We start from the raw sequence: 26,665 nt of genomic DNA, 5'->3' as shown, positions 1-26,665 counted from the left end.
AAGTAAGCGGGTCGAAACCCGCTGAGAAAATCCGCGTTACGCCCCCGCTAACCCCGGGCGCGTCTCGCTCTTCGTGGCGTCCGCGGCGCCGGCTTCTTCGGCCGCGTCGCGCAGCACTTGCTCCAGGTGCGCGAGGTACTCGCGGAACCGCTTGCGGCCGTTGCCGGTGAGAACGACGGTGGTCAGCGGGCGCCGGTTCTGGAACGTCTTCGTGATCTTCACCAGCGCGGGCTTCGAGTCCTCGGTCTTGGCGAGCGTGTCCAGGTGGCGGCTCAGGTTACCGTCGGTGAGGCTGCACAGCCGACTGAGGTCGGCGAACGACAGCCCGTCCGGGTGGGTCGCCAGCGCGGTCAGGATGCCGATGCGCGCTTTCGAGTGCAGCACCGGGTCGAGCCCGTCGTAGGCGAAACGGCCCGCGCCTTCGATCTCGGGTTCGGGCCGGTTCTCGCGGTCAGTCATCGTGGTGCTCCTTCGTGGATCGCAGCGCGAGTGCGGTGGCCAGGTGCCCGGCGCCGAACACGCCGCCGACGCACCAACCCGACGGCTCCGGGGGGAGCCACGCGAGCAGAATGCCGCCCGTTAATACGTAAGTGAGTCCGATGAGTCCCACCGCACGCGGCAAGTGCGGGCGCACGGACACCACGCCCAGACCGAACACGACCGCCCACATTCCGGGCAACAGCGGAACGAACCCGTCGGTGCGTGCCAGTGCGATCGTCAGCAGCGCGCCCGCGAGCACGCACGGCAAGAACTGGCCCATCACGCGCCGCGTGCGCCGGCGCTCGAAGTCGTCCTCGCGGAACAGGTACGCCCGAACCGCGGCGCCGGACCCGAGTAGCGCGCCGGCCGCCCCGATTACGGACCAGTACCACACGAACGCGCGGGCGTCGCCGTTCGGAACGGCCCACCGCTGCCCGGCTGCGGCGAGCAACCCCACGGCTCCCACCATCGCCACCGTGGGCACGCGGAAGCCCCGGTACACCTCACCCCGAGTGAGCTGGTCGTGGATGCGATCGAGTTGATCGAGAGCGTCGCGGACTTCCATGCGCGTGGGGCGCTCCACCGGGATCGGATCGCGGCAGTATACTTTGCGTGGCAAAGCAAAGTCAAGATCACTCACGGGAATCGGCTATTCGGGTGTCCCGGCTTGACCCACGGGACTCGCTGTAACGAGCCGCGACCGCAAGGGAGCGGGAAGGCACCCCGTTCGTCGTCGCGGTTCAACACACCGGAAGCCCCGCTCCCTTGCGGTCGCGGCTCGTCCAACCCGCTACGATCCCGAACCGAGACTAACAAACGCTAACATTTTGGGCTCCCAGAGACGCCGCTCGTGGGAGCTACACGCCAAGTGCCGCCATTTCAAACCTTTTTGACACAGCTCGCATCCCGCGGAGTCGCGCACACGGCTAACAATCGTCCAAATTTCGCGGTTCCGGGCTAACCTTTGGTGACATTTGACCTGGAATCGGCCCGTTTTCGTTCCACTTGAACGCTCCACGACCCGGAACATTTGCGTTCGGCTCCGCAAGCTCGGCCGATAGCAATTGTACACAAATGAACATGGGAACACAAAGCGATTGGGTGTCCGATCGGTTCAGCTCACGGAGAATCCGCCCGCTTCGGACCTCCGCGTGCCTGTTCGTAGCGGCCTTCTTGCGCCTCCACGAAGTGACTCAAATTGTGGGGCCATTCGTGCGACCGGCGCTGGTCGGATCTGCCGCCGGTTGGCCTCTCACTAAACAGCGCGCCCGCGATTTCATCGTGCCCCTTTGCGTGCCAAAAGTGCAACGACTTTATCCCAGCCAAGCGCCTCGGCGAGTTGCACCGGCGTCGTTCCGTCATCGGTCGCCGCGTTCGGATCAGCGCCGCACTCCAACAGAATCTCCACCGTCGCGAGGCTCCCTGCTAGCGCCTGGTGGTGCAAGAGGGTCCAACCCCGATCATCTTTCGAGTGCAACATCGACGGATCTTTCGCCAGTTGATCTTTCAACGGCGGTCCCATTGCCGCGCTCATCGGGTGCTCCGGGTCCGTCGCGCCGCCGCGCCCACCGAAGAGGGCCTTCATCAACCCACCCGACTTCTTCGGCTCGGGCGCCACGCGGATCTTCTGGGGGTCGCCAAAATTCAGCCCCCACGCTCCGTCGTGGCTTTCGCGCTCCTGCGAGTTCATTCGGGAGCGCATGAGGTTGACCGTATAGGCGCCGTAAACGTCCCCATTAATGGCGTACATCCAATCCGTAATTTCGTTGAGCGGTCGGCGGACCGCGTCGCCCACCTGGACCGTTTTCAGCCAATTCGGGCTGTTCAGCAACGCGCCGCTCACGACGCGACCATCGAAATCGATCTCGCCGACCCACATTTGCTCGACTTGGGAAGCGTCCTGTGTCCCGGGGTCCGCGGCGCCGTCGGAGAAAGGCATTTTTACGCACGCGAGGCTCAGCGCGGGGATGATCCGTCGTCGTTCCCAAGCGATTTCCCGCCAGAAATACCGAAAGGTGGCTCGGGCCGTTTCGTATGCCCTTTGCATTTCGGGATCACTATTATCGAACATGAACACTTTAGACGACTGTGAGCCACTCATTGTTTAGATACCCGACGCCCAAGATCAGAAAGTTGAACCGGTTCGCAGAACACGAGAGTTACGCAACACTTCTGCAACTCATTTCGGCTCGGCGGGTTACCATACTTCGCGGCCCACGTCTCGATCGGCTTGCGCAGACCCGCAGCGCCCCAATCTTTCCTGACACAAAACATCGCGCTGTGGATCACGGCTTCTTTTTGGGTTCGTTCCGCAGTTCGTAGCAGTAGAGCAGGTACGGTTCCAGCACGTCCGGCTCGTCCCGGAACAACCGCGCCAGCGACCGCACGTTGTATTCGGTGAGGCGCTGGCGCGTGGCGGGGTCAGTGAAGGCATCGATCTCGACCGTCTCCTTAGCGATGACCTTGGCAGTGAGCAGTGTAATTTGGAGCCACTTCCCCTCGTCAGAGTCTCCCAGATCCTTGAGCTTCTGGTCGTAGGTCTCGCGGAGCTTGCGGAACCGCTCCTGCTTTTCCTTCTCCACGTCCTTCGGGACCGGCGCGTTGGCAAGCGGAGTTGCGGACAGTATCAGCACTATGACCCAATTCCAACAGAGCATGGGTACCACCTCAGTTGACGCGCTACCGCTTGTCTCTTTTTTGGGGCTGATCGGCCCGTGCGAATCTTATCTGCTTAGTAAAAGACGAACGATAGTCTTCTCCGCCACACCCGTCGTCGTATGGATCGCGCCGGTGTCGTGCTCAATCGCGAGAACCCCGGCGTTCCGCGCCGAGGGTCCGTTCCGGTGAAGTGAATGAGGGACGTGGAGCACCAGCTTTATCGCTGGTTGATGGTGCCGTCCCGTGCGGCATGGCCCGGCACGCGCAACGCTTTCTGCGCCCGCGCGCACTAGCCCTTGAATCAGAGGCCCGCGAGCCGGGTGTCCGCGTCGCCGAACTTGTCGGCCTTGACGCCCATGCGGTCCAGCAGCGACAGGTACAGGCTGCACAGTTTGCGGTTGGCGTTGCCCTTCTCGCGGTAGTCGAGCGCGCGGCCCGTTTTGAGGGTTCCGCCGAGCCCGCCGGCCAACAGGAGGGGCACCTTGCTCGAGTCGTGCGCGCTGCCCGACCACATGCTGTTGACGAACAGCAGGCACGAGTTGTCCAGTACCGTCGCTTCGCCTTCTTTCATGGCGTCGAGCTTCGAGGCGAGGTACGCGAACTGGCTCACGTAGAACCGCGTGACCTTCTCGTAGGCTTCGGACCGGTCGCTGTGAGAGGCCCCGTGGTGGGCCTCTCGCACCCCCAGGAACGGGTAGAACAGGCCCGAGATGTCGCGGCACAGGAGCAGCGAGGCGACGCGGGTCTTGTCCGTCTGGAACCCGATGGCGATGAGGTCGCACATGAGCCGCATGTGCTCGCGGACGTCTTCCGGCAACCCGTCGTCCGGGCGCTTCATGCCCGCGACGGGCTTCCCCCTATCTCTGGCCCGTCCGTCGGCCTTGTCCTTGTGCGCGCGGGCCGATTCGATCCGCTTCTCGACCTCGCGGACGCTGGTCAGGTACTCGTCGAGCCGCGCCCGGTCGTCGGCACTCACCTGCCCGCTGAGCGCCGACGCCTCAGTGCGCACGCGGTCCAGCACGCTCTGGTTGCGGCGCGTGCCGCGGTTGTCGAACAGGCTGTCGAACGCCAGTGACGGGTACGCTTCCATCGGCACCGGCGAGGTGGCAGACTGCCATGAAATGTGCGAACTGTACGCCATCGAGAAGTTCGTCTCGTGGTACCCCGTGGTCGGTTGCTCGCACCCGAGTACCAGACTGGATTGATCGGTCTGGTCGCGGAAGTGGTTCGCGATCACCTGATCGACGCTGATCCCACCGCGGAGTTCGGCCCCCTTCTGGAGCGCAGCGCCGGAGAGGATGTTGCCGGTCTGACCGGGGTGAATACCGACGCCCGTTGCGGACTTGTTGAACAACCCGTGGACGACGTTCAGTTTGTGCTTGAGCTTGGTCAGCGGTTCCAGGCTCTTGCCCAGTTCCATGTCCGCCCCAGCGCCCTTCGCCCACCAGTGGTCGGGGCTGATCCCGCACCCCATGAACAGCGCCGCGAAACGCTTCGGAGCGACAGACGAACTGGCCTCCGGCACGCCGGGGGCAGCCCCCCAAACCGGAACCGATTCGAGCCAGGGCAGGGCCATCGTGACGCCCGCGCCTCGCAGGAATGTGCGGCGCGAGGTTTGGGCGTTTGAGCGATCGGCAGCGTCGGGCATGTCGTCCTCACTTCGGTGCGGCGGGGCCGCGCTTATTGAGAAACTGAGGGCTGGTAACGATTGTCTCAACGAGAACCGAGAAGCGGTAGTCCCCCGCTTCGAGTTTCGTGCGCATTGCTCGGACGAGTTGCTCGTCGGACGGGAGCGGGCTGCGCCCCAGAGCGTATACCAGGAGCTTGCGGCTCAGGTTGTCGACGAAATCCTGCTGGCGGTGCTTCCGAATGTACTCGGCGAGTCCCGGAACGCCGTCGCCGTCGCCGCCCGCGCCCGGGAACGTCGCCTTCGCGTCTATCGGGCGTCCGCCGAGATCCTTGGCCCGGCGCTCGCCAACAGGACCATACGCCTCGAACACGAGCCCGAGCGAATCGAACTTCTGGTGACATGATGCGCAGCTCTTGTCGGCGCGGTGCCGGGCCAGTGCTTCGCGCAGGGTCAGTTCGCCCAGCTTCGCCTCATCCGCGGGTAGCTCGGGCACGTCCGGAGGCGGGGCCGGGATGTGTTCGCCCAGCAACCGACGGGCGACCCAGTGCCCGCGCTTCACCGGGCTCGTGCGCAGACCGGGAGCGTTCTTCGTCAGGAACGCGGCCATCGGTAGCAGACCGCCGCGCCCGTACTTCCCGGCTCCGTCCACGCGCGCCCACGCATCCGGTCCGCCGGTCGGTGCCGGCATACCGTAGTGTCGCGCCAGAGGGGGATTCACGAACGTGTGGTCGGCATACAGGAAGTCGAGGACCGAACCGTCGCGGGCCGCGAGGTCGGTGAAGAACCGGACCGGTTCCTCGAACATGGCCTGACGCAAGTCGTTATCGAACGCCGGGAACCGGGTGCGGTCCACCGCGTTGTGTTCCTCGAACCGACGGAAGTCGAGCCAGTTACCGGCGAACTCGGTCGCCAGCCCGCGCGCCTTGGGGTCGCGGAGCATTCGCTTCACTTGCGCCGCGAGCACCTCCGGTTTGCGTAGATCGCCCGCCGCAGCGCGGGCGAGCAGTTCCGTATCGGGCATACTCGCCCACAGGAAGTAGCTCAACCGACTGGCGAGCGCGTAATCCGGGAGCGGTGCGGTGGCGCCGGCCCCGCGCCCGGGCAGGTCCACGCGGAAGCAAAAGTACGGCGACATCAGCACACTGACAACACAGTCGCGGATCGCGTCCTCGTGGGAGAGTTCCTCCTTCTCCCGCAATGAGCGATAGAACGCGGTCAGATTGTCTCGCTCGGCTTGGATCAAGGGGCGGCGATACGCGCGCTCGGCGAACCGGTGGACCGCCGCGAGGTGGTGCGGTTCCGCGTCCTTGCGAGCCTTCTCCAGCCAGCGGAACGTGGCCCCCATGCTCTTGAAGTAGTCGCGGATCGCGGTCCGCGCCGTTTCGCTCGCGCCGGCCTTTTCCGCCTTTGCCAGGTAGATCGTGGCCAGCTTGCGCATCTTGGCTTCGGACGTCGCGTCCTTGTCTTCGGCCCGGAACTCGTCGAACACCGTGTCGCGGAGGTAGTCGGTCTCGGCGCGCTCGTACCAGATGAACGAGAGGTACTGGCGCGCGGACGCATCGGCGGCGAAGTCGAACTCCCGCCAGAGCCGGTCGAGTTCCTTCTGTTGGGCGGTGTCGAGGAGCATGTTGTACAGCGGGCCGTCGTCGCGGAAGTAGCCCATCTGGTTGTGGAACCCGGCGCTCAACAGTCGCCCGGTCAAGCCCTTCTCGCCCTTCGGATCGAGGAACACGCGGGCGCGCTCGGACACGTAGAAGGCGTCGGGGAACGTGGCACAGAACCGCTCGAACGTGGACTCGTACTGCTTGAGCGCGTCCGGATCGGTCGGGGCGGTCATGGTTTTTGCGGCGCCCGACCCGGCGGGCAATCGGAGAGCGTTCAGCGCGAGTGCGCCACCCGCGTACCGCATTCGATTCGCGGCCATCGTGCGGTTCTTCCACAACACGAGCGGCTGCGACCCGTCGTTGATCTTCGGCGCGGTCAGGTTCTTCACGTTCGGGACGAGCTTGGTCCGCAGGTCCGCGACGAAGTCGCGTATCCGCTCGCACCCGGACCGGGCCGCGTCTTGCTTGTCGGCCCCCTGGGGAAGTTCGCGCCACAGCGCCTGGACCGCAACAACCGGCCCGATGTCCTCCGGCTTGTCGGTCAGGAGGAACCAGACCGTCGAGAGGTATTTCGCGCTGAGGCCCGCCTCGGTTGCGAACTCCGGGAGTTCCGCAGACGGCTTGCCCAGCGCGGCCCGGTTCCGGTACCGCCACGCGGCGAAGAAGTAATCGGCGAAATCCGTTCGCTGGCGGCGGTAGAACGCGACGATCCGGTTGACCCCGAACTTGTCCCGGTCCGTCTCCGCGTTGACCGGGTGCGGCGCGAACTCGAACCCGTCCGGGGTGAACACGAGGTGGTCGACCACGCGCCGGGCCGCTTCCAGGTACTTCTTCACCAGTGCCGGGGACGTGGCGAGGGACTCGGCGGAGTTGTCGAACCCGGACTCGTTGGCCGGGTCCACCGGGAAGTCGCGGGTCGGGCGGATGTCCGCGCCGGTCAGGTCGCGGATCGTGTGGTTGTACTCGGCGTTCGAGAGCCGACGGGCGGGCACTGGGCCGGGGTCGCCCGCGTTCCGGTCCCCCTCGTACTTGCGGACCGCCTCGGCCCAATCGACGACCTCGCGCCGGAGCTCCTTCGTGGGCTGCTTCTTCGCGCCCTCGGGGGGCATGTCGCCGGCCCGGAGGCGCTCGAGAACGAGCGCCCAGCGGCGGTGGTCCTTCGCGACCGATTCCAGCGTGGTGAACGGGCTGAGATCGAGATCGCCCTTCGGTTTCTCCGCGCCGTGGCACGAAAGGCAGTAGGTCTGAAGGAACGGCCGGACCGAGTCTTTAAAAGTCTGTTCCAGAGTGCCGGCCGGCATACCAGCGGGGCGCGGCGCCGGGGCCGGTTGAGGGGCCGCGCCCGGTACGTGTGCGGAGGCGCCGACGGGACCGGTCAGCGCGGCGAGCACCAGGCAGCGGGCAATTGGGAAGCGCATGACGGGCCGCGGGGTGGGTGGGGGCGGGCTAGTTGAGCGGGCGCGAGCGGTGCGAAGATCACATTAACGCTGGCGCGGGTCGGGCGGAGGGTTGCGGTTGCGACGGACCGCGGGCGGTCCAACGTCCGGTGCACGGGCGGGAGCGGGCGGTTCGGATGGTCCGGTGTTAGGGGAGGCCCCTGCCCCTATGGGGTTCCTTCCATTAGAGAATATTCTCTCGCCGCGCAGAACGCACGCAAATCGCAAAAAATGATGCCCTTCACCTCTTCAAAGAATCCCGAACTTCTTGAACGCTTCGGCGGTGGTCATTCCGCCCGCGAGCGCCTTCCGCACGAGGTTCTCGCCGCTCACTTTCTCTTCGGCCAATCGCAACGTCTCTTCGGCGGCGATGGATGGGACGACCACGATGCCGTCGTGGTCGGCGAGGATCAGGTCGCCCGGGTACACCAGCACGTCCGCACAGGAAATGGGGACGTTGTGCGCCACCACGTCGAGGCGCCCGAGGCTGTCCGCCGGGTGGAAGCCGACGTGGAACACGGGGAACCCCATCTCCTTGATCGCCAGCGAATCGCGCGTCGGGCCGTCGAGTACCACCCCGCGGCACCCGCGGTAAATTGCGGACGTGGAGAGCAGTTCGCCCCAAAAACTGCACGCGGACTCGGACACCACGAGCACGTCGCCGTTTTGGAGCGAATCGACGGCCGCGAGTTCGCCCGCGTAGGGGTGCGCGGGGGCCAAGTCGCGCGCGGGGACCGTCTGCACGGTGAGCGCGAACCCGGCCGCTTTCGCTTCCGGCCACAGCGGGCGCACCCGGGCGTTCATGCTCTGGTTGCGGTACCCGAGTTTGTCCAGGACGTCCGCAACAACCGGTGAATAGAGCTTGGCGAGCCGATCGACCCATTCGAGCGGGCGGGGCGGGGTGGTCATCAGAACCCTCAAACAAAAACGGCGGAGGAACACCGAAGGTATCCCGTCCGCCGCAACTGGGCAACTGATTCCGCGCCCGAACCGCGATTAGTCCTTGAGTTCCTTCCCCTGCCACTTGCGGGCCGTCCACCCGTAGTCCACGAAATCGTAGCTGAAGGTGCCGTCGGCGAAGAGGTCGAGTTTGCCGTAGCACGGCGGGAACCCGTACTCGCTGCCGCCCCACCACGCGCCACACGCGGCCCCGCCGCAGACGTACCACACCCCGCGGTACTCGCACCGGTCGCACGTGTGCATGTGCCCGCTCAGGCACAGCTTCACGTGCGGGTTCTTGCGGAACACTTCGCTGATGGCCCAGCAGTCCGCGTGGTGCCACACCCCCGGCACCACGTTTTCGTTGTTCTTGCGGCACCCGTCGCCGTACACCTGAGAAGTCACGCTCAGAATGGGCACGTGGCTGAGGACGACCGTGGGGAGCTTCGTCTTCGCGAGGTCGGCCTTCAGCCAGTCGAAGTGCTCGGGCGAGAGCGTGGCGTACTTCGGCCAGTTGCACATGCTGTTGAGCGACACGAAGTGCCAGCCGTTCTTGTCGAAGCTGTAGTACGGCGCCGGCATCCCGAGCACGCCGGTCATGAGCGCGAAGCCCTTCTTCTCGGCGGGAACCGCGTCGGTGGGTTCGTTGCCGTCCCACACGTCGTGGTTACCGAGGCACGAGTAAATCGGGGCCGGGGCGCCCTTCACCGCTTCTTTCCACACGGCAATGTGTTCGGCCGCCTTCGCGCCGGTCGTCTTGCCGTCCACGGCCATCACCGCGTCGCCGGTGTTGAGGATCAGCTCGGGCTTGCCGTCCTTCTGATTGGCCATGTGCGCGAACATCGCGGCAACCCCCTTCGGGGCCTCACGGTCCTTCGTGATGTGAACGTCGGTAATGTGTGCGGCCCGCAGCACCGGCTTGCGGTCGGCCGCGCGCGCGGTGGAGATGAAACCGGGCAGCACGGCGGCACCGACCGCTGCGCCGAACAGATCGCGTCGCGTGGGGGAGGTCATTATGGAACACCGAATTGTGTGTTGGGGTGGGACCGCGAACGGCGCGGCGTAAGCCCGTCGGTGCTTTCAGTACCCACCGACGGGCTTACGCCGCGCCGTTCGCAAAAACTTCAATGCGGACCGCACCTGAGACTTTACTTCAGATCGACCGACCACTCCTGGTTGGCCTCTTTCAGCTCGAACGTGAGGCCGGACTTGTCCGCGTCGGCGTACTGCGCGGGGAGAATTGGTCCCGCGACCTTGCTCACCTCCGCAGATGAAGACTTCTTGCCGGCTTTCTCGTCCGTCACGCCCTTCGACTGGCTGCTGGGCGGGTCGAACTCGCCCTTCACCGCCGAGCGCGGGGCCGCCGTCTGGATCGACACCTTGACCGGGCCGAGGGCCACGCCGCTCACGTCGTAGGTGCCGTCTGGTTTGACGTCCAGCACGTGCGTTTTGGAGTCCTGGGCGATGAAGATCACGGTGGCGCCGGTGAGCGGCTTGCCCTGGACCTTGATCGTCCCGTGAACGCGCCCGCGCGGCACGTCCCCGCCGCACCCGGCCAGAACAACCGCGGCGGTCGCGACCGCCGCGAAGAAGATCGCTCGCATGGGTTCACTCCGGGTCGGGTTACCAGTTGCTGCCGAGCACTTCACCGCCGTCCGGGGTGCAGGCCCACCACCACGTGTTCGCGTCGACGCCGGCGGACACCATTCGCCCGCTCCCGTCGCCCAGCGCGACCAGGATGCCGGCCGAGCGCGGCGCGCTGGCCAGGCGCGGGTCGCAATTCGAGTTGGTCGCGGCCCACGTCGGGTTCACCTGGAACTTGGACGCGGCGCCCGTGATCTGGTAGCCGAACACCGGGTTCCACTCGTTCCACGACGTCCGCCCGTAGGCCCAAATGTTGTACTTCGCCCCGCTGTAGCCCGACGGGACCGCGTTGTTCAGGCACACCGCGGTCTTTTCGGCATAGAAGATCGTGTTCGAGGTGCCGTCGGTGAGGGAGGTCATCCGCATGACCTTGTTGTTGCTCGTCTTGAACCACCACCCGAGGGCCTGGAAGTTGGCCGCGTAGCTGGTGACGCCGTAATTGCCCCAGCCGGAATCGTTGTACAGCCCGTTCGACGGGCACGACGGATCGGACGGACTCACGTAGGACTTCACGCCGAAGTTCGTGTAGACCGACCAGAAGTAGTTCGTGGTCCCCAGGTTCGCCTTGTTCGCCAGGTTGTCCTGTTCGATGTAGGGCAGGATGTAGAAGTGCGACGACCCGGCCTTGTTCCACATCGCGGCGGAGTTGCTGCCGTCCCAGTCGTTCCACGCGAGCGGGAACTGGTTGTTCGCGTCGTGGTAGTTGTGCGTCGCCAGTGCCATTTGCTTGAGGTTGTTCTGCGACGTCATGCGGGCCGCGGCCTCGCGCACCTTTTGCACCGCGGGGAGCAACAATCCGATCAAAATCGCAATGATGGCAATAACAACGAGCAACTCGATGAGCGTGAAGCCGGACGGAACCCCGACTTTCGACTTTCGGCGGGCGCGAGCCATGATTGGTACTCCGCGGTACGAGATGAGAAGGTCCGAACAGATAGCCCGACTGTGAGGAAACAATAACGACACAGATGAGTGATTGCCATTCGATCTGTGTTAAGAATTGGCGAATTCGTTCGATTCTGTAGCAAACAAAATTTCTTCACTTCCACAAAAGCTGTTGCGGATCGCTTACGCTCTGGTAAATTTTGTGGGGGACGGCCATTTGCTTCGCAATTTTGATCGCTCAGATACGATCTCGCCGCCCCAATTGAATGGTACAGATTGCCGAATTCTCGCCGGAGCGATCCGTGTCTCGTTCTGAAACGCCCCCCGACGACTCGTCCCCCAAATACGTTCACCTCGCGGAGCAACTCGCCGCCCGGCTCCGGGCCGGCGAGTGGGGGCTCGGCAAGGTGCCGACCGTGCGCGACATCGCCGGAACGTATGACGTGTCCTCGTTCACCGCGTCGCGTGCGTTACAGTTGCTCCGCGACCGCGGGCTCGTGGTCACGCGCGACCGGTCCGGGTCGTATGTCGCGAGCGACCAGCCCGCGCGACCCGCTCCCACACCGCCGGTGCCAACGGGCCGGTGGGCCGTGGTCACGCGGGTGTCCCCGGGGCCGTGGCAGGGCGCGTCCGAAGCGGTGGTGAAGGTCGGGTTCGAGCGCGTGGCGGCCGAAGGGTCGTTCGTGGTCCGCCCGCTCGAACTGTCCGCCGGGGGCGGGCGGGCCGAAGCCGAACTGATGGCCGGGCGCGTTGCGGGCGACGGCGCGAAAGGCGTCTTCTTCCTCCCCTCGCGCGTTTCGGAGGACGCGTGTCGGCAGGACGAATGGTTCCTGGCCGGGTGCCGGAAGATCGGGCTCCCGGTGGTGCTCCTCGATCGCAACCTGCGCGGCCCCGACCGGCCACTGGAGCACGACCTCGTCGCGTCCGACCACTTCGACGGCGGGCTGCGCTGCACCGAACACCTCCTGGCGCTCGGGCGCAAGAGCGTCGCGTGCGTGATCGCCTCGCCGACGAGCACCCACACCGATCGCCTCGCGGGGTACCTGTCCGCACTTCAAAAGGCCGGCGCGGGGTACCACCCGCGCGTCGTGCGGGTGCCCGAGCACCTGGACGCGCGCGAGGCGTACCCGTGGACCGCGGACGAACTCATCAAGATCGGGGCCGACGGCGCGATCTGCTACCAGGACTACGTCGCGGTCGGGGTGATGCTGGAACTGTTCCGCCGCGGGCTGAACGTCCCGCGCGACGTGGCCGTGGTCGGGTGCGACGACCTGCCGATCGGCCAGAGCTTCGCGCTCGGCGTCTCGTCGTACAGCTACCCGTCGGAAGCCATCGCGCGGACCGCCCTGCGCGTCATGGCGAACCGCATCGCGCACCCCAACGACCCGCTCGCGAAGGTCGTGCTCGCCGGCCGGCTCGTGGTGCGCGACAGCACGGTGACGGGGTGATAGCGTCTCATTTTAATTGTTTTCTGTAGCCGGCCTCTGTCAACAGCTTGCAAACGTGGGCGCCGATTCCGCTTTGGGTTGTGCCCTCTCCCCTTGCGGGAGAGGGTCGCCGCGCTTCGCGGCGGGGTGAGGGGTTGCTTTCCGTATGTGGCGACGACCCCTCACCCGGTTCGCAAAGCCTCACCACCCTCTCCCGCAAGGGGAGAGGGCACAACCCAAACACTGGCCTCACGTTTGCAAGCTGTTGACAGAGGCCGGGATGCCCTCTGCCTGTGGCTCCCTCGGTCTCGCAGAGGCCGGCTACAGAAGATCGGTAATCCGCAGCAATGCTCGGTAGAGAGAACTGATAACCTCAACTCAGCCTGCGCCCGACGGCCCAGCCGCCGATGACGGTACACGCGGCACCCGCCGCAGCCACGACCAGCGACAGCGGGACGAAGAACGCGAGCCGGTCCACGTCCTGGTGGGCCAAATCACGGTAGAGTTGCAACAGAACCGACCCGGTGTACCCGACCCCGTCCGCCAGTTGCACCGCGAACACCGACGTACCGGGGAACCGCGCCGCGGCCACCACGCGCTCGAACAAGATCGTGCCGAACGGGACGTAGGCGAGGTACAACCCGATCCCGACCGCCGAGAGCCATTCGATCCCGTCCAGGTGCCCGGCGCGGTACGCGAGCGTCGAGCCGGCGATCACCGCGAACCCGGTCAGGATCAGCGCGAAAACCGCGGCGATCGCCCGGCGGTGGTTCCCGATCAGGTTCAACACCCCCAGCGCGAGTAGGGTCGTGACCAGCGCCCACCGGTCGGTGCGCACGAACACCCCCGGCGAGCGCGCGTAGCCCATCGCTTGAAGGATCTCGCGGCCGTAGTGATCCCGGAAATCGCGGTACGCGGTGAGCAGGAAATACGCCACGAGCAAGAAGAGGAACCCGGCGCCGACGCGAACCAGGAACGCGCGCCGGCCGGCCGCGTTCAGGCTCGGGCGGGCGCTCCGCGCGAGTTCATCGTGTGCGCTCGGCACGGGGAGCGCGTGGAGCAGCAGCGCGGACACCAGATACGGCACGAGGAACACCGCGCCGGCCAGTGCGGGAACCCAAATTTCCGGGGCGCCGTGTGCGGCGAACAGGTACATCCCGAAGTCTTTGGTCGCCGCACCCGCGATGACGAACGACCCGCTCAGCATCACCAGGAGCACGTCGCTCGTGCGCCGGCCCTCGAGATAGCGAACGAGGAAGCCCCACACGATACCCAGTGGCAACCCGTTGGCGAACATCGCGACCGGGCGCAGCGGGGCCGGGGCGAACGCAAAAGCAACGAGCGCGAGTTCGGCCCACACGCCCGCGCCCAGTAACAGCCACGTGCGCCGTAAGCGCCCCGCCTCCGCGCACACCCGAACGCCGACGTACTTGGAAATGACGTACCCGAGAATCTGACCGAGCACGCACGCGGTCTTCAGGTCGACGGAGGTACCGAGGAACTTCTCGCCGGTGAAGGTGACCGTATCGAACGGCTTGCGGAGGCCGTACATGCAGAAGTACGCGGTGAACGCCGCGCCTCCGGCGTAAAGCGCGAACACCCAGCCGGGCGCGGTGGCGAGCCGCGCCGTCAAGCCGCGGGGCGGTTCCGGTCGGCTCACCCGGCCACCGCTTTCATCTTCGCGAGCCCCGTTTTCGCGACCGCGTGCGGGTCCTGCTTCCAGTAGTCGCGGTTGAACAGTTCGAGCGAGACGAACCCGGTGTAATTCATCTTGCGCAGCGCGGCGAATACTTCTTTTAGCGGGGCGGTGCCGTCACCGGGGTACACGCGGTCCGCATCGTTGATCTTGTCGCGCTCGATCTTGGGGTAATCGTTCACGTGGAAGATGCCGATCGCGGACGCGGAGAGCAGCGGCAGCCCCGAGAAATCGGACCCGCCCTTGTAGAGGTGGTACACGTCCGGCAGCACGCACCCGCGCGCGTCCCCGCACTCGACCGCGACGAGGAGCGCTTCGCCCAGGCGCCGGAGCGTCCTCGAGAAGCCCCACACTTCCACGACGGGGGTGACACTCATTTTCTGCCCCAAGTCGAGCAGCGCCCGGTAGCGATCGGCCGCGGCGACGAGGTCGATGATGGGCTGCGTGAACTTCGGGTCGTCGCGCTTGCTCGTGCCGCCGGTCGCACCGACGGGCGGGGCCGCGATCCGCGGGCAGCCGATTTCCGCGGCCCACTCCATGTCACGCTTCGCCTGCTCCAGTCCGCGCTTCCGGCGCTCGGGGTCCTCGACGATCCACTCCGCGAATCCGATCAGGTCGGCCACCTTGAGGCCCGCGTCGGCAATTCGCTTCCGCAGTTCTTTGAGCGTTCCACCGCCCTTCAAGTACGCATCCACTTCCGACGTCCACGGCTCGAAGGCGTCGTACCCCGCCTTCGCCGCGATCTCGATCAGATCCGTGATCGCGCGCGATTTCCCGTCCTTGTCGCGCACGGTGCTGGTGTTCAGGCAGTACCCGAACGTGTGTTTCGACGCAGCGGGAGTGTCCGCAACAGCTTCGCTCGCGCTCATTGCGAGCCCTCCGGCAGCACCAACGAGCAGCGTGCGGCGGGAAATATCGGTGGACATGGTTCACCAGGCTCTTGTAGGGTGGGCACGGGTCACGGCTCTTCGTAGAGGATTTCGCACATGATGACGACACTGCTGCTCGCTGTCCACCTCGCGGGGGCCGAACCGCCCGCGAATTACCCGACACCGAACATGCTAATTGAAGCGAACGACCCGAAATTGAAAGACGTTCGTGTCCTCGACACGAGGGCCAAAGCGAAGTACGAAGCCGGACACGTTCCGGGTGCGGTGCGGGCGGACGCCGCTCCGTGGGCGAAGGCGGTTCTCGCGAACAAGGCGGACGCGGAGTTCTGGAAGGCCGAACTCGCCAAAGTCGGCGTTACTCCAACGAAACCCGTAGTTGTGTATTCGGACGACGTGCGCGATTCGGCACGGACGTGGTGGATGCTGAAACTGGCCGGCGTGCCGGACGCGCGCATCCTGAACGGTGGCTGGAAGGCGTGGACGGCCGCGAAGTTGCCCGAGGAGAAGGCCGAGACGGTAGCGACGGCCGAACCGCACAACTGGAAGCCGGACCCGAACCGCCTCGCGGACAAGACGCACGTTCTCGACCAACTGAAGGGTGGGAGCACGTGTGTGGACGCCCGCACGAAAGACGAGTTCACGGGCGAAAAAGCGTTCGCAAAAAAGAGCGGGCACATTCCCGGCGCGACGCACCTCGAATGGGTCGAACTCCTCGACCCGAAGACGGACAAGTTCCTCCCGCCCGCGGACCTCATCAAGCTGGTGAAGGACCGCAAAATCGACCTCGACAAGCCGGCGGTCACGTACTGTCAGGGCGGCGGGCGCGCGGCGGTGCTGGCGTTCGGGCTGGAGTTGGCCGGCGCCAAGAGCGTGCGCAACTACTACCCGAGTTGGGGCGAGTGGGGCAACGCCGACGACACGCCCGTGGAAAGCAAAAAGAAGTAGGTACGGGCCGGCCGGTCACACGAAGAGCGCGGCCTCGGCCACCAGCCCCGGCCCGAAGCCGAGCGCCACACACGGCCGCGGCGCGCCCTCCATGCGCAACTTGCGCAGGATGAACAGCACGGTCGGACTGGACATGTTGCCGTACTCGGCGAACACCCCGCGCGACGGGGCGAGCGCCTCCGCCGAAAGGCCGAGCGCTTCCTCCACCGCGCTGACGATCTTCGGCCCGCCGGGGTGAACGGCCCAGCTCCGCACGTCCGCGAGTGACAGCCCGTTGTCACCGAGCCACGACTCGATCCACGGCTTGAGGTGCGCGGCGATCAGCCCCGGCACGCGGCGCGACAGCGACATCTCGAACCCGTGGTCGCCGACCGTCCAGCTCATGTCGGCGGCAGAATTCGGGATGAGGCACGAACCGGACGCGACGAGGGACCAGGGGCGGGGAATGAACCCCTCCCCAACCCCTCCCCTAAGCGGAGAGGGGCTTAAAACCACCGAAGGTTCTGTTCCCCCTTCCTTCCTAGGGAAGGGGGTTAGGGAGTTAGGTTCGGCCCGTAACCCCTCCCCAACCCCTCCCCTAAACGGAGAGGGGCTTAAAACCGTCTTCGGTTCGGTTCCCCCTTCCTTCTTAGGGAAGGGGGTTAGGGGGTTAGGTTCTTCTCTCTGCTCGCTCCCCACCACGGCCGCGGCGCCGTCGGCGAAGATCGCGTTGGCAATCAGTTTGTCCGCAGCGCTACCGTAGTAGTAGTGCAGGCTGCTCAGTTCCACTGCACACACTAGCACGCGCGCAGACGGATCGGAACTCGCGAAGGCGTTCGCCACGCGCAGCCCATTCAGCGCGCCGTGACACCCCATGAACCCGACGTGTGTGCGCGCGACCGTCGGCTTGAGTCCCAACCCGGCCATCAGCGCGAAATCCACGCCCGGAGCCACGAACCCGGTACACGACACCGTGACAAGGTGCGTGATCGTTTCCGGCGCGAATCCGCTTTCGGCCAAGGCGCTCGCCGAAGCCCGGAGAGCGAGCGGCCCGGCCTCTTGTGCGTAGATCGCCAGTCGTTCGCCGGTCGTCGGGCCGACGCCCTCGTTGCCCGGTGTGGGTAGGAACGGCGACCCGCTGTGATTCGTACCCGCCAGTGCGTCGCGCTTCGCAGCGCCGCCGATGATCTGAAAGCGCTGTCGGATTCCGCTACCCGAATAGATCGGCCCGAGCCAAGTCGAAGTGCGAACGTCCGGCCCCGCGAGTACGCGAGCGAGCGCGAGCCCCTCCTCCGCGGTCACGGCGTCCGGCGGGTGCGAGATGCCGAGGCCGTGAATCGCGAAGCTCATACGCGGGCACCGTGAGGGAACGAACCAGAAGAACGGTTGAGAGACCTGACGACCGGGCGCGCGAGCACCGGGAACACGGACAACGCGCGCACGACGGCCCCAGTAAGTGCGGGCGAGCGCAGCACGCGCGAAACGATCCGGCACGCGCGCTGGCGCGCCCCGATTACGCGGCGATGGGCCGCTTGCCACTCCCGGGCGTGCGAGTCGCTCCAGCGTTGCACAGCTCGTGCCGCGATCGGCGCAACGGCCGCGGCGGAGGCGATCGCCCAGGCCATCCCCTCGCCGGTGAACGGCTCAACATAGCCCGCCGCGTCGCCAATGGCGAACCAGCGCTCGCCGGCTAACGCTTTCGCCCGGCGGGTCAGCGCCGGCGTGCCCTTCCAGGGGAGTTCCGCGAGTCCCGGCACACGCGGCCAGCCCACTTCGTTCAGGATACCCTCGGCCGCACGACCGAGCCCCCCGTGCGCCTTCACGAATGCGACGTCGAACGCCGCGGCCACATCGAGCCGTCCGTCCTCGATGCGCACCAGGCCAACGTATCCTCCGTGCCCCGTGGCCATGAAGATCGTGCCGGCCGTGAAGTGTGCCGGCACCAAATCCGCGGAAACGACCACACCCGCCCCGATGCGCGAACCGGCTTCTGGAATCGCATCGCTCCCCACAAGCCCGGTGGCGACGATGACAACCTTCGCGTGAATTGTTTCCGCCGATTCATTGCCGGGCGCGGCTTGCTTCCGCACGCTCACCTTCGCGTATCCCGAACCTGAGTCTTCAAATTTTGCCGTCGAGTCCTCGCACAGTTGGGCACCGGCCTTCACTGCTTCCCGCACGAGCGCGAGGTCGAACGCTTCGCGCGACAGTGACACCCCGCCGGGCAGTTTCACCGAAGCCGAACGCGGACCGGCACCAATGCGCACATCGCGGAGCGGGACGCCGGCCTCCAGAACGTGACCGAGGCCGAGTTGCAGAAGTACGGTGGTCGCGGCGCCGTTGATGCAGCACCCGCACACCTTCGGGCGCGGGAAATGCGCCTTATCCACCAACAGCACCGAGCACCCGCGCCGCGCCAGTTCGCGCGCGGCCACCGCCCCCGCGGGGCCGGCGCCGATGACCACCGCATCAAACGATGAAAACTCGGAATCCGAAGCTCGAAATCCGAACAAAGAAACCGCCATCGTCGCAACTCGTAGAGTTCACCGACCGTCGCCGTGTGCTTTCATTTCGGATTTCGAGTTTCGGATTCCGAGTTTTCATCCGGGCGGCTCCAGGACAACAAGAAGCGCGAGGGGAACTTGCGGCGTGCGGTCGCGCTGTGGAGCCCCGCGCGTTCGGCGATCGCGAGCGCTTCGGCCGGCGTAAACGCGGAGCGCACGGACGCGGGGCCATCGAACCAGACCACCCGCGACCCCGCGAGCACCCGGCACGCGGCCCACACCGCACAGTAGTTGAACCGCGAACGCAACAAATCGTTCACCAGAACCATCGTACCCGCAGCGGCCTTCATGTTTGCGAAGAGCCCGACCGCTTCGTCTTCACTCAGGTGGTGCAGAAAGAGCGAACACGTGACCACATCGAAGCCGGTCGGCAGTGGGTCGCGCAGCGCGTCGTGAACAAAGAACCGTGCGGCGCTCGGGTGCCGTGCGGCTTCTTCGATCGCGGTGGGGCTCACATCACACCCCGAGACCTCGATCGGGGTTCCGGCGCGCGCGGCCCGGGCGAGTAACTTGCGCGGAACGTCGCCGCTCCCGGTCGCCACGTCCAGCACGCGCACCGGGCGCGGGAGCCGCTTCGACAGGTTCGCAATTGCGGGCCACAACACGCCCGCACTGTTACTGAAGCGGTTCAGTCGCACCAGCCCCGCGAGCGCGCGCCGGTGCTCCGCCGGATCGATGGCGGGGTCGTCCATCAGTTCCGGGATGCGGTCGCGTGTGCGCAAGCGGGACAGGAACACCATCGCGGCTCCGGGTACGGGCCGGGGTATTGTAAGGTGGGACGTGTGTCGTGAATCAACTCGGCCCCGCGTCGAGCGGACGGGCCGTGCTGTTCGGTGGCCCGGATCTCGGACCGCGCCACCGAACAGCACGTCGGTACGACGGGCCGGAACAATTACTTCGCGTCCAGATCCACCTGGACCGCGTGCAGGATCTCTTTTGTCGCATCGTTCTGAACGAGCGCGACGAGCTTCAGGTTGCGGAGCGCGAGCGGGCGGTCGGCGCGCGGGAACGGCCCTTCCGCCTTCGTGAAGTCGTCGAGGTACTTCGTGAGCGCTGACTTGACCGCGTCCGGGTCGATGGTCACGGTCTGCTCGTGCGTCTTCTTGGTGAGCGCCACGCCCTTGGTCCCGCCCGGCATCGCGCGCACTACCATGTGGTGGTACCGCAACCCGTTACCGCCGGCGTAGCGGATGCGCTCCTCGGCCAGCACGAACCGGAGCATCACCTTGTCGCCCGGCGCGTCCAGATCGGCGACGGTCGCCTTCGCGCTGAAGCCGCCCTTTTCGCCCTTCGATACCGCGAGCGACAACTTCACCCCGGCCGGCTTTTCGAGCAGCTCGTCGAGCGTGGTGCGGAACTGCTTGTAGAACTTTTCCGAATCGGCCGCCGCGCCGCCGGAACCGGTGCCGAGCTTCCCGCTAATGAACAGCGTGGGCGCGCCCTGGATCTTGTCGGAGTAGTACTCGACGCGGTCCATACCGTCCGGGCTCGTGAGCGGGTCCGGGCGCGGGACGTGGAAGTGGTACTGGAGCAGGATCACGTCGGACGGCTTGTACGCCTTCAGCAGGCCGTCGAACGCGAGGTCCACGCCGACGCACGGCGGGCACTCGGCCCCCGTGAACACTTCGACCACGGCCGCCTTATCGGTCTTCGCTTTGCGCCCGGCGAACGCTTCCGCCTTGAACGGCGGGTTGGTCTTCGCGTACTCCGTGAAGTCGCGGAGTTCGAGCTTCGCGAGCTGCGCCTGGTACGGCTTCGCATCGTCCGCTTTGCCCACTTTGAGCAACGTTCGGACGAGCGATTCCAGCACCGCGATCCGGGTCGTGGCGGTGTCCTCGTCCGTGAGCAGGCGCTCGGCCCGCTTCGCCTGAGCGACCGCGAGTTCCGCGAGGGTCGGCTGCGTGGCGAGCAGATCGACCGTTCGCAGCGTCGCGTCGCGCTCCCAGCGCGGGCCGAAGGTACCGGCCGTTTTGTTCAGCCGCTCGATGATCCCGCGCACCTCGTCCGCGGGCACCTTGTTCTCCCCGGCCTTGGAGAGAACCACGAACGCCGCGCCGAACAGCTCGGGGCCATCCTCGATCTGCACGAGCGCCTCGCGCGCGACCGCGAACGGGTCGTCGAGCTTCGCGAGCTTGGTCGGGTACATCGTCGTGAGTTGGAGCCGCCCGCCCACGACCGCCAGCGACCCGTTGAGCTTCTTTTTGTCCTTGCTCAGCGCGCCGTCGAAGGAGAGGAGCTCGCGCCCCATGAAGCCGAGCGCGAACTGCACCGTGTCGCCGGTCACGGTGGCCGCGGTGACGGTCGGCTTGACCTTCAGTTCGTCCGAGGCGCCGAGGTACTCGCCGGTCCACTTACCGTCCTTCTCGGCGAGTTTAATCAGCATGATCGTCTCTTCACCGCGATCGATCGGCACGGTGAGCTTCCAGTTGCCCGCCGGCGGTGCGGGATCGGCGGAGCGGCCCGAACCGGCCGCGACGAGCAGCACGGTGAGGGCACAAACGGTACGGAGCATGAGGGGTCCGGGTTCGAGGCAGGGGCGCAACGCGGGCTAAAATCGGTCCCGGTAACGATACACCTTCGCCACCGCGTCCGCCACCTGCTGAACGTCGGCCGTTGTGCCCGAAAGAACGGGGTGGTGCAGCGTGACGCAGCGCTCGTGTGCGTCGGCGGCGTGCGTGAGTTCGCCCGGTGCCCGGAACCGCGAAGGCGATCGGCCGATGTGAAGGGCTTTGAAGCCGGGATCGAACGCGACGCCCTCCGCCCGCAGCGCCTTGACGAATATTTCGCGCTTCAGGCCGAAGATACTGGGGGCGTACTGGAAGCCGACTTTGTAGAAGGCGGGAATCGAGTCGGGGATGTTGTTGGCGAAGGGCTGAATCGCAGAACCTACCCCCGTCCCCCTCGCCCCTTGTGAGGGGGGAACCCCCCACGGTTCCCCTGCGACCCCCTCCTGGCAGGGAAGGGGGCTGGCGCGCGAAATCGCCGTGCTTGAGGCGACATCGGCCGACAGTTCTTTCTCCCCCTTCCCTTCAGGGAGGGGGGACGGGGGGGTAGGTTCTGCCACCAGCTCCCGCACCCGCTCGGCGCGCCACGCGGTCGTCGCACGCAGTTTCCGCAATTGGGGGCGCAGCACGGCCGCTTGTAGTTCGCTGAGAGGCGCCCACTGTTGAAGTCCGCGGTGCAGCCAGTTTTTCGCGCGCTGATAAAGCTGCGCGTCGTTGAACAGCAGCGCCCCGCCGCGCCCGGTGGTGAGTAGCTTCGAGCCGCCGAAACTCAGCGTGCCGACGTCGCCCCACGTCCCGGCCGGCTTGCCGATCACCGTTGCGCCGGGCGATTGCGCCGCGTCTTCGACGACGCCGATATTGTGCTTGCGGGCAATTTCCATCACCGCGGGCATGGAAACAAGCCCGCCGTGCAGGTGCGAACAGAGCACGGCCTTCGTTTGTGGCGTGAAGGCCGCTTCGAGCTTGGTTTCGTCGAGCTGCCAGTTGTGCGGGTGAATGTCGATCAGCACCGGTTTCGCGCCGAGCGCGTGGATCGTGAGGAAGTTCGATTCGTAGTCGTAAGCCGACATGACAACTTCGTCGCCGGGACCGACACGGAGCGCCCGAAGTGCGACCTCCACCGCGAGCGTGCCACTCGCGCAGGTGAGTGCGTGCGGGACGCCGTGGAACGTGGCCAGTTCCGCTTCGAGCGCGCAGACGTGTTCGGCGTGGTACTGCCCCCACGCGCCCGTCGCCATCGCCTCTGTAACCGCGGCGCGCACGTCGTCATCGAGAAGCGGCCATTGGGGTGGCCCTTCGGGTCGCGTGGGCGTGCCACCGAGCAGGGCCGGGAGATCGGGGTGCATGGTTCCCACACACAAGAATCGCAGTATTTCGTCTTCGCCCCGGAGGGGCCGGCGTTTTAGCACAGGGCGGAAGCCCTGCGCTTCTTCCTGTGCCGTACCAAAACAGCGCTCGGCATTTCAGGTATACTGGAATACCGTCCCGCGAACGGGAAGCGGCAACGCAGTGTTCGTTCGGCGTCGCGCGCAATCTGACATATACAGTCGCGGGAACAGAGTGGTGGATTTGGCACCCGGTCGCGAGTAGGTTAACTTTCCCCACGCGAGCCGCCAGGGTCTTTTCTCGATGAACGAAACCAGTTGGCAAACCGGCGCCGACGGCGATGAGATGCTGGAATTCGTCGCCGACCGGCTCTCGCCGCGCCAGTGGCTGCTGGCGTCGGCGGCCTACGCGCGCCGGTTGTGGGACGTGCTCCCCGACGGCCCGCTCCGGCAAGCCATCGACTTCGCCGAACTCGCGCTCGAACCGCTGAGCGCCAAGACCCGCAACGAGTGGCTCAAGAAGATTGATGCGGCCCTGCCGGAAGCCGTGAGTGCGGCGGAAGCGGCCCAGCGCGAGATCGTGCGGTCCGCGGACCCCGACGCGGCGACCGTTGCGGACCCGGTTCTCGCGCGGCCGAATCAAATCGCGCCCTCGTTCCCGCTGTTCCAGGCCGCGAGCCGGCACGCGGCCAACGCCATCGAGTGGATCGGCGAGGCCGTCGGCGAGGCGGCGTCCGTGGTCCGCGTGCTGTTCCGCGAAGCCAATGAAGAGATGCTCGAAGAGATTCGGCCGCTCGTGGAACAGGCCGCGGGCAGCCGCACGCGGGCCAACGGCGCAGCGAACAACGCACTGCGATTGAAGCACGAGGGCGACGAGCACGCGGACCGCACAGCGGGGGTCAAAAACAAGCGGCTCGCGGAAGCGGAAGCCCTGGAAATCGTGCGGAAGGTCGATGAGGGCAAGCAGCGCAGTCAGGACGACGAGTTCGAGGCCGAAATGAAGCGCGATCGCGCTGCGGCCAAACAGCTCGCGCGCGTCCTGCGTGAGATCGTCGGCAATGCGTTTACGCCCCCGCGATTTGAACCGGCCTGGCGCACCGACACCGTGACGCAACTCGCGCAGGGCATTTTTGAAGAACGCGCGTTCGAGCGGATGGTGATCCTCGCGGACGCGCTGCTCGACGCGGACTGCGACGAGGAAGCGATTCTGCGCCACTGTCGCGGAACCGAGGTGGGGGTGAAGGAACCCCCGCAGCACATCCGCGGCTGCTGGGTGATTGAACTCGCACTCGGGCGCTACGCCCCGCTCCCCGCGCCGAAGCCGGCCAAAAAGCCCAAACCGAAGCGCAACCCGCTCGACGACATCTTTGACTTCGGCCCGCTACGCGACGATGACGACACGCGGCTGGCGTAATTGACCCAGCGAGTCCCACCCACAAGGATGGGTTCGCCGGACCGCGACGACCCATCAGGCCGCAATCCCAACGAGGGCTGCGGCTATCGCGAGCACGGCCCCTTTTGTCAGAAACCGCGACCGCAGCGCCCGACCGAACTTCCGCACTGCGTTCCCGAGCCGCTTGCCGCCGGTAACGCGAACCTGCACACCATAGCACCGCGAATCCTTCCCGGCCGCACGAGACACCAAGCGAATCGTGATACCGAAGATTCGCACCACACTCTTTTGCTTCTTTGCCATTGCACGTCTCCCTGAATCAAGTCTGAATTTGGTGCTCACCCGATGGCCAGTCGGGTAAGCTGGAACCAATCGCGATTGACACAGGTAGCATTGCAGAGGCGGTTGCCCGAATCTGTGGGCAGATTACCGACACACCGGCATGGCACCGACAGGACACCGACAGATGGCTAAACAGCCAGCACGAAAAGGCGGCCCCGGTGTGCGGATCAACGCGGACATCATCCGAACCAAGCGAATTGCTAAAGGCTGGTCTCAAGAGGATTTAGCAAAGGAGTCCGGTTGGAGTGACGCCAACATGGTGTTTCGGATTGAAAAGCGGGGGACAGCAAGTCTCGAATCGTTGAAAAAGTTAACCGACGCACTTGGAATCTCGATCGAAGAGGCACTAGCTCCCCGTACTACGTGCCCCAGCCTCTCGCTTGAGATGGTTCGGTTCCCGCTCTCATTACCGGACTTCACGGGTCGCGAAGATGAACTGACCCGAATTACAACCCGGCTTCGCGGTGAGGGTGGGGTTGTCGGCGTTTCGTCGGCATTGCAAGGAATGGGTGGCGTTGGCAAAACGGTGACTGCGATCGAAGCGTGCTGGGAAGTGAAAGACGACTTCCCAGACGGCCAACTCGTAGTCGAGCTTCGCGGGATGTCCGAACAGCCGCTCACGCCAGTCCAGGCGATGGCCCAGATCATCCGCGCCTTCCATCCCGAAACCGACAAGCTCCCGGACGACGAGAAAGAGTTACTTCCCCTTTACCGACGGGTTCTTACAGGCAAGAAAGCACTCGTTCTACTGGACGATGCGAAGGACGAAGCCCAAGTCAGAAGTCTGCTGTCGGTGCCGCCGGTGGCGTTCATAGTTACGAGCCGAAACACCTTGGAACTCGATTACGTGGAATCGCTTCGTCTCGGTGTGCTGCCGCCGGACGAAGCCCTCACTCTGATCCGCGGGATCATCGGGACAAAGGGAACGGACGACGAATTACGAACTGTCGCGGAACAGTGTGGGTGGTTGCCGCTGGCCCTGCGGGTGGCCGGTGACTTCCTCCGACTGCACGAGAACTGGCCGCTACCGAAATACATTGCGGCATTGAAAGATGAGTCCAAGCGGTTGGAGCGACTGAAGGGCAAAACGCCAGATCGTGACGTAGAAGCAGTATTGGGACTGAGCGCCCGCGAGCTCACCCGCGAGAACGCAGAGTTGGCAGCACGGTGGCAGATGTTATCGGTATTTCCGGCCGACTTCGACTCATCGGCCGCTGCCGCAATCTGGGATTTGAAAACCAGCGAAGAACCGGACACCGCCGAGGACGAACTCACAGCCCTGCTCGAACGCAGCCTCGTGCAATTCGATGCAGATACCGACCGCTACTCGCTCCACGACCTGATGCGGCCGATAGCCCGCAATGCATTCGATTCCGTCAAATGGTACAAGATGCAAGGCAACACCAGAAATCGTATAGCTGCAGCCGAACGCCGGTTTGCGCATTTCTATTGTCGCGTTATCTTTACCGCGAACGCCCTGTATTTACGGGGTAACAATAGCATCTTGCGTGCGCGCAAGCTCTTTGAGAGTGAGAAAATTAACATTAGGGCCGGTCAAGCCTGGTCAGTTCAATACAAAAATTTGAATAAGCTTGCCACTCAATTATGCCGAAATTATCCGCTTAATGGTGCAAATATCTGCATTCTTTGGTTACCGCCTCTAGAGCAAATCCGTTGGCTTGAAGAAGCAATTTTTGCTTGTCGTAAAATGCGTGACGAATCAGGCGAACGCACGGCTGTAGGCAATTTGGGAGTTGCGTGGGATCAATATGGACAAACCCGCAGGGCTATTGACTTTCATGAGCAATACTTAGTCATGTCACGCAAAGCTGGTGATCTTACAGGAGAAAGTGCGGCACTAGGACATATTGGTTTGGCTTGGACCACACTCGGAGATCCCCACAAGTCCCTCACATTTCACAATGAGCACCTTGCTATTGCCCGCAAAATCGGGAACCGAAGATGGGAGGAAAGCGCATTAGGCAATTTAGGCATAGCATGGCTTTCGCTCAAAGAGGCAAACAAATCAATTTCATTTTTCGAGCAAGCATTGGCCATAGCTCTTGAAATCGGTGACCGACAAGGTGAGGGATTGTCGTTGGCAAGCCTAGGGAGAGCTTGGGGCAAGTCTGGAGACATTCAGAAATCTCTTCATTTTCTAGAGGATGCTCTAGTTATTGCCCGCGAGATCGGGGACCGACGGTCAGAAAATGACATATTAATTAGCATAAATCACGCGCAAAAACATATTAACAGTATGTAGAACTACTTTAATTAACACAAAACAGGAGCGACCCGTGCTCGTGAGCTGGGAAACCAACGCA

General features: G+C 64.9%; 22 protein-coding genes. 4 read left to right on the top strand and 18 right to left on the bottom strand.

Annotated elements, in window-relative coordinates; translation table 11 throughout:
• Window positions 1-36 precede the first annotated feature (36 nt).
• The 10 genes from J8F10_RS32040 to J8F10_RS31995 all read right to left on the bottom strand — a co-directional run bounded on the left by J8F10_RS32040 (window position 37) and on the right by J8F10_RS31995 (window position 11,285).
• Window positions 37-459 (bottom strand): transcriptional regulator, encoded by a 423-nt coding sequence (locus J8F10_RS32040; RefSeq protein WP_210660781.1) that lies wholly within the window; start codon window positions 457-459, stop codon window positions 37-39.
• Complete coding sequence (locus J8F10_RS32035) at window positions 452-1,099, bottom strand: hypothetical protein (RefSeq protein WP_210660779.1); 648 nt, start codon at window positions 1,097-1,099, stop codon at window positions 452-454. The genes J8F10_RS32040 and J8F10_RS32035 overlap by 8 nt, the downstream gene beginning before the upstream one ends.
• A 657-nt stretch (window positions 1,100-1,756) precedes the next feature.
• Window positions 1,757-2,527 (bottom strand): DUF2314 domain-containing protein, encoded by a 771-nt coding sequence (locus J8F10_RS32030; RefSeq protein ID WP_246523686.1) that lies wholly within the window; start codon window positions 2,525-2,527, stop codon window positions 1,757-1,759.
• Between the two features lie 238 nt (window positions 2,528-2,765).
• Window positions 2,766-3,137 (bottom strand): hypothetical protein, encoded by a 372-nt coding sequence (locus tag J8F10_RS32025; protein ID WP_210660774.1) that lies wholly within the window; start codon window positions 3,135-3,137, stop codon window positions 2,766-2,768.
• Window positions 3,138-3,439: 302 nt separating this feature from the next.
• The gene (locus J8F10_RS32020; protein ID WP_210660772.1) at window positions 3,440-4,786 is read right to left on the bottom strand and encodes a DUF1552 domain-containing protein; all 1,347 of its coding nucleotides are present in this window, start codon (window positions 4,784-4,786) and stop codon (window positions 3,440-3,442) included.
• A 7-nt stretch (window positions 4,787-4,793) separates the two neighbouring features.
• The gene (locus tag J8F10_RS32015; RefSeq protein WP_210660770.1) at window positions 4,794-7,790 is read right to left on the bottom strand and encodes a DUF1592 domain-containing protein; all 2,997 of its coding nucleotides are present in this window, start codon (window positions 7,788-7,790) and stop codon (window positions 4,794-4,796) included.
• A gap of 267 nt (window positions 7,791-8,057) precedes the next feature.
• A complete protein-coding gene (locus tag J8F10_RS32010) occupies window positions 8,058-8,717 on the bottom strand; it encodes an RraA family protein (RefSeq protein WP_210660768.1) in 660 nt (219 codons plus the stop codon).
• 87 nt (window positions 8,718-8,804) lie between these two features.
• The gene (locus J8F10_RS32005; RefSeq protein WP_210660766.1) at window positions 8,805-9,761 is read right to left on the bottom strand and encodes a metallophosphoesterase family protein; all 957 of its coding nucleotides are present in this window, start codon (window positions 9,759-9,761) and stop codon (window positions 8,805-8,807) included.
• A gap of 134 nt (window positions 9,762-9,895) precedes the next feature.
• Window positions 9,896-10,351 (bottom strand): hypothetical protein, encoded by a 456-nt coding sequence (locus J8F10_RS32000; RefSeq protein WP_210660764.1) that lies wholly within the window; start codon window positions 10,349-10,351, stop codon window positions 9,896-9,898.
• Between the two features lie 19 nt (window positions 10,352-10,370).
• On the bottom strand, window positions 10,371-11,285 hold the full coding sequence (locus tag J8F10_RS31995; RefSeq protein WP_210660762.1) for a DUF1559 family PulG-like putative transporter: 915 nt from the start codon (window positions 11,283-11,285) through the stop codon (window positions 10,371-10,373).
• Window positions 11,286-11,578: 293 nt separating this feature from the next.
• Here J8F10_RS31995 and J8F10_RS31990 point away from each other — a divergent pair, with 293 nt between their 5' ends.
• Complete coding sequence (locus J8F10_RS31990) at window positions 11,579-12,724, top strand: GntR family transcriptional regulator (protein ID WP_210660760.1); 1,146 nt, start codon at window positions 11,579-11,581, stop codon at window positions 12,722-12,724.
• A gap of 352 nt (window positions 12,725-13,076) precedes the next feature.
• Here the strand turns inward: J8F10_RS31990 and J8F10_RS31985 are convergent, their stop codons facing one another.
• On the bottom strand, window positions 13,077-14,363 hold the full coding sequence (locus tag J8F10_RS31985) for a DUF5690 family protein (protein ID WP_210660758.1): 1,287 nt from the start codon (window positions 14,361-14,363) through the stop codon (window positions 13,077-13,079).
• On the bottom strand, window positions 14,360-15,268 hold the full coding sequence (locus J8F10_RS31980; protein ID WP_246523684.1) for a sugar phosphate isomerase/epimerase family protein: 909 nt from the start codon (window positions 15,266-15,268) through the stop codon (window positions 14,360-14,362). Before J8F10_RS31980 ends, J8F10_RS31985 begins: the two co-directional genes overlap by 4 nt.
• A gap of 117 nt (window positions 15,269-15,385) precedes the next feature.
• On the opposite strand from J8F10_RS31980, the gene J8F10_RS31975 reads away from it, so the two are divergent.
• Window positions 15,386-16,234: a sulfurtransferase gene (locus J8F10_RS31975; RefSeq protein ID WP_210660754.1), complete on the top strand. Its 849-nt coding sequence runs from the start codon at window positions 15,386-15,388 to the stop codon at window positions 16,232-16,234.
• Window positions 16,235-16,249: 15 nt separating this feature from the next.
• Here J8F10_RS31975 and J8F10_RS31970 read toward each other — a convergent pair whose 3' ends face one another.
• The 5 genes from J8F10_RS31970 to J8F10_RS39440 form a co-directional block, all read right to left on the bottom strand.
• Window positions 16,250-17,563 (bottom strand): type III polyketide synthase, encoded by a 1,314-nt coding sequence (locus J8F10_RS31970; protein ID WP_210660752.1) that lies wholly within the window; start codon window positions 17,561-17,563, stop codon window positions 16,250-16,252.
• A complete protein-coding gene (locus tag J8F10_RS31965) occupies window positions 17,560-18,738 on the bottom strand; it encodes an NAD(P)/FAD-dependent oxidoreductase (protein WP_210660750.1) in 1,179 nt (392 codons plus the stop codon). The genes J8F10_RS31970 and J8F10_RS31965 overlap by 4 nt, the downstream gene beginning before the upstream one ends.
• A gap of 41 nt (window positions 18,739-18,779) precedes the next feature.
• Window positions 18,780-19,517 (bottom strand): methyltransferase domain-containing protein, encoded by a 738-nt coding sequence (locus J8F10_RS31960; RefSeq protein WP_210660748.1) that lies wholly within the window; start codon window positions 19,515-19,517, stop codon window positions 18,780-18,782.
• Between the two features lie 152 nt (window positions 19,518-19,669).
• Window positions 19,670-21,289 carry a hypothetical protein gene (locus J8F10_RS31955; RefSeq protein ID WP_210660746.1) on the bottom strand — a complete coding sequence of 540 codons (1,620 nt, stop codon included), beginning with the start codon at window positions 21,287-21,289 and terminating at the stop codon, window positions 19,670-19,672.
• A 36-nt stretch (window positions 21,290-21,325) separates the two neighbouring features.
• The gene (locus tag J8F10_RS39440) at window positions 21,326-22,627 is read right to left on the bottom strand and encodes a DegT/DnrJ/EryC1/StrS family aminotransferase (protein ID WP_246523683.1); all 1,302 of its coding nucleotides are present in this window, start codon (window positions 22,625-22,627) and stop codon (window positions 21,326-21,328) included.
• A 283-nt stretch (window positions 22,628-22,910) separates the two neighbouring features.
• Here J8F10_RS39440 and J8F10_RS31945 point away from each other — a divergent pair, with 283 nt between their 5' ends.
• Entirely contained in the window at window positions 22,911-24,020 is a 1,110-nt protein-coding gene (locus J8F10_RS31945; protein WP_210660744.1) for a hypothetical protein, read from the top strand.
• 54 nt (window positions 24,021-24,074) lie between these two features.
• Here J8F10_RS31945 and J8F10_RS31940 read toward each other — a convergent pair whose 3' ends face one another.
• A complete protein-coding gene (locus tag J8F10_RS31940; protein WP_210660742.1) occupies window positions 24,075-24,302 on the bottom strand; it encodes a hypothetical protein in 228 nt (75 codons plus the stop codon).
• Between the two features lie 163 nt (window positions 24,303-24,465).
• On the opposite strand from J8F10_RS31940, the gene J8F10_RS31935 reads away from it, so the two are divergent.
• Window positions 24,466-26,604, top strand: a complete 2,139-nt coding sequence (locus J8F10_RS31935; RefSeq protein WP_210660740.1) for a helix-turn-helix domain-containing protein — start codon at window positions 24,466-24,468, stop codon at window positions 26,602-26,604.
• Window positions 26,605-26,665: the final 61 nt, after the last annotated feature.

The organism is Gemmata palustris (assembly GCF_017939745.1).
GTDB classification, from domain to species: domain Bacteria; phylum Planctomycetota; class Planctomycetia; order Gemmatales; family Gemmataceae; genus Gemmata; species Gemmata palustris.
This window is presented reverse-complemented; position numbering and strand designations above follow the sequence as displayed.

Excerpts from the sequence above, each read along its gene's own strand:
- J8F10_RS32040 (WP_210660781.1), bottom strand. The coding sequence starts at position 459 with ATGACTGACCGCGAGAACCGGCCCGAACCCGAGATCGAAGGCGCGGGC.
- J8F10_RS32030 (WP_246523686.1), bottom strand. The coding sequence starts at position 2,527 with ATGCAAAGGGCATACGAAACGGCCCGAGCCACCTTTCGGTATTTCTGG.
- J8F10_RS32025 (WP_210660774.1), bottom strand. The coding sequence starts at position 3,137 with ATGCTCTGTTGGAATTGGGTCATAGTGCTGATACTGTCCGCAACTCCG.
- J8F10_RS32020 (WP_210660772.1), bottom strand. The coding sequence starts at position 4,786 with ATGCCCGACGCTGCCGATCGCTCAAACGCCCAAACCTCGCGCCGCACA.
- J8F10_RS32015 (WP_210660770.1), bottom strand. The coding sequence starts at position 7,790 with ATGCGCTTCCCAATTGCCCGCTGCCTGGTGCTCGCCGCGCTGACCGGT.
- J8F10_RS32010 (WP_210660768.1), bottom strand. The coding sequence starts at position 8,717 with ATGACCACCCCGCCCCGCCCGCTCGAATGGGTCGATCGGCTCGCCAAG.
- J8F10_RS32005 (WP_210660766.1), bottom strand. The coding sequence starts at position 9,761 with ATGACCTCCCCCACGCGACGCGATCTGTTCGGCGCAGCGGTCGGTGCC.
- J8F10_RS32000 (WP_210660764.1), bottom strand. The coding sequence starts at position 10,351 with ATGCGAGCGATCTTCTTCGCGGCGGTCGCGACCGCCGCGGTTGTTCTG.
- J8F10_RS31995 (WP_210660762.1), bottom strand. The coding sequence starts at position 11,285 with ATGGCTCGCGCCCGCCGAAAGTCGAAAGTCGGGGTTCCGTCCGGCTTC.
- J8F10_RS31980 (WP_246523684.1), bottom strand. The coding sequence starts at position 15,268 with ATGAGCGCGAGCGAAGCTGTTGCGGACACTCCCGCTGCGTCGAAACAC.
- J8F10_RS31975 (WP_210660754.1), top strand. The coding sequence starts at position 15,386 with ATGATGACGACACTGCTGCTCGCTGTCCACCTCGCGGGGGCCGAACCG.
- J8F10_RS31970 (WP_210660752.1), bottom strand. The coding sequence starts at position 17,563 with ATGAGCTTCGCGATTCACGGCCTCGGCATCTCGCACCCGCCGGACGCC.
- J8F10_RS31965 (WP_210660750.1), bottom strand. The coding sequence starts at position 18,738 with ATGGCGGTTTCTTTGTTCGGATTTCGAGCTTCGGATTCCGAGTTTTCA.
- J8F10_RS31960 (WP_210660748.1), bottom strand. The coding sequence starts at position 19,517 with ATGGTGTTCCTGTCCCGCTTGCGCACACGCGACCGCATCCCGGAACTG.
- J8F10_RS31955 (WP_210660746.1), bottom strand. The coding sequence starts at position 21,289 with ATGCTCCGTACCGTTTGTGCCCTCACCGTGCTGCTCGTCGCGGCCGGT.
- J8F10_RS39440 (WP_246523683.1), bottom strand. The coding sequence starts at position 22,627 with ATGCACCCCGATCTCCCGGCCCTGCTCGGTGGCACGCCCACGCGACCC.
- J8F10_RS31945 (WP_210660744.1), top strand. The coding sequence starts at position 22,911 with ATGAACGAAACCAGTTGGCAAACCGGCGCCGACGGCGATGAGATGCTG.
- J8F10_RS31940 (WP_210660742.1), bottom strand. The coding sequence starts at position 24,302 with ATGGCAAAGAAGCAAAAGAGTGTGGTGCGAATCTTCGGTATCACGATT.
- J8F10_RS31935 (WP_210660740.1), top strand. The coding sequence starts at position 24,466 with ATGGCTAAACAGCCAGCACGAAAAGGCGGCCCCGGTGTGCGGATCAAC.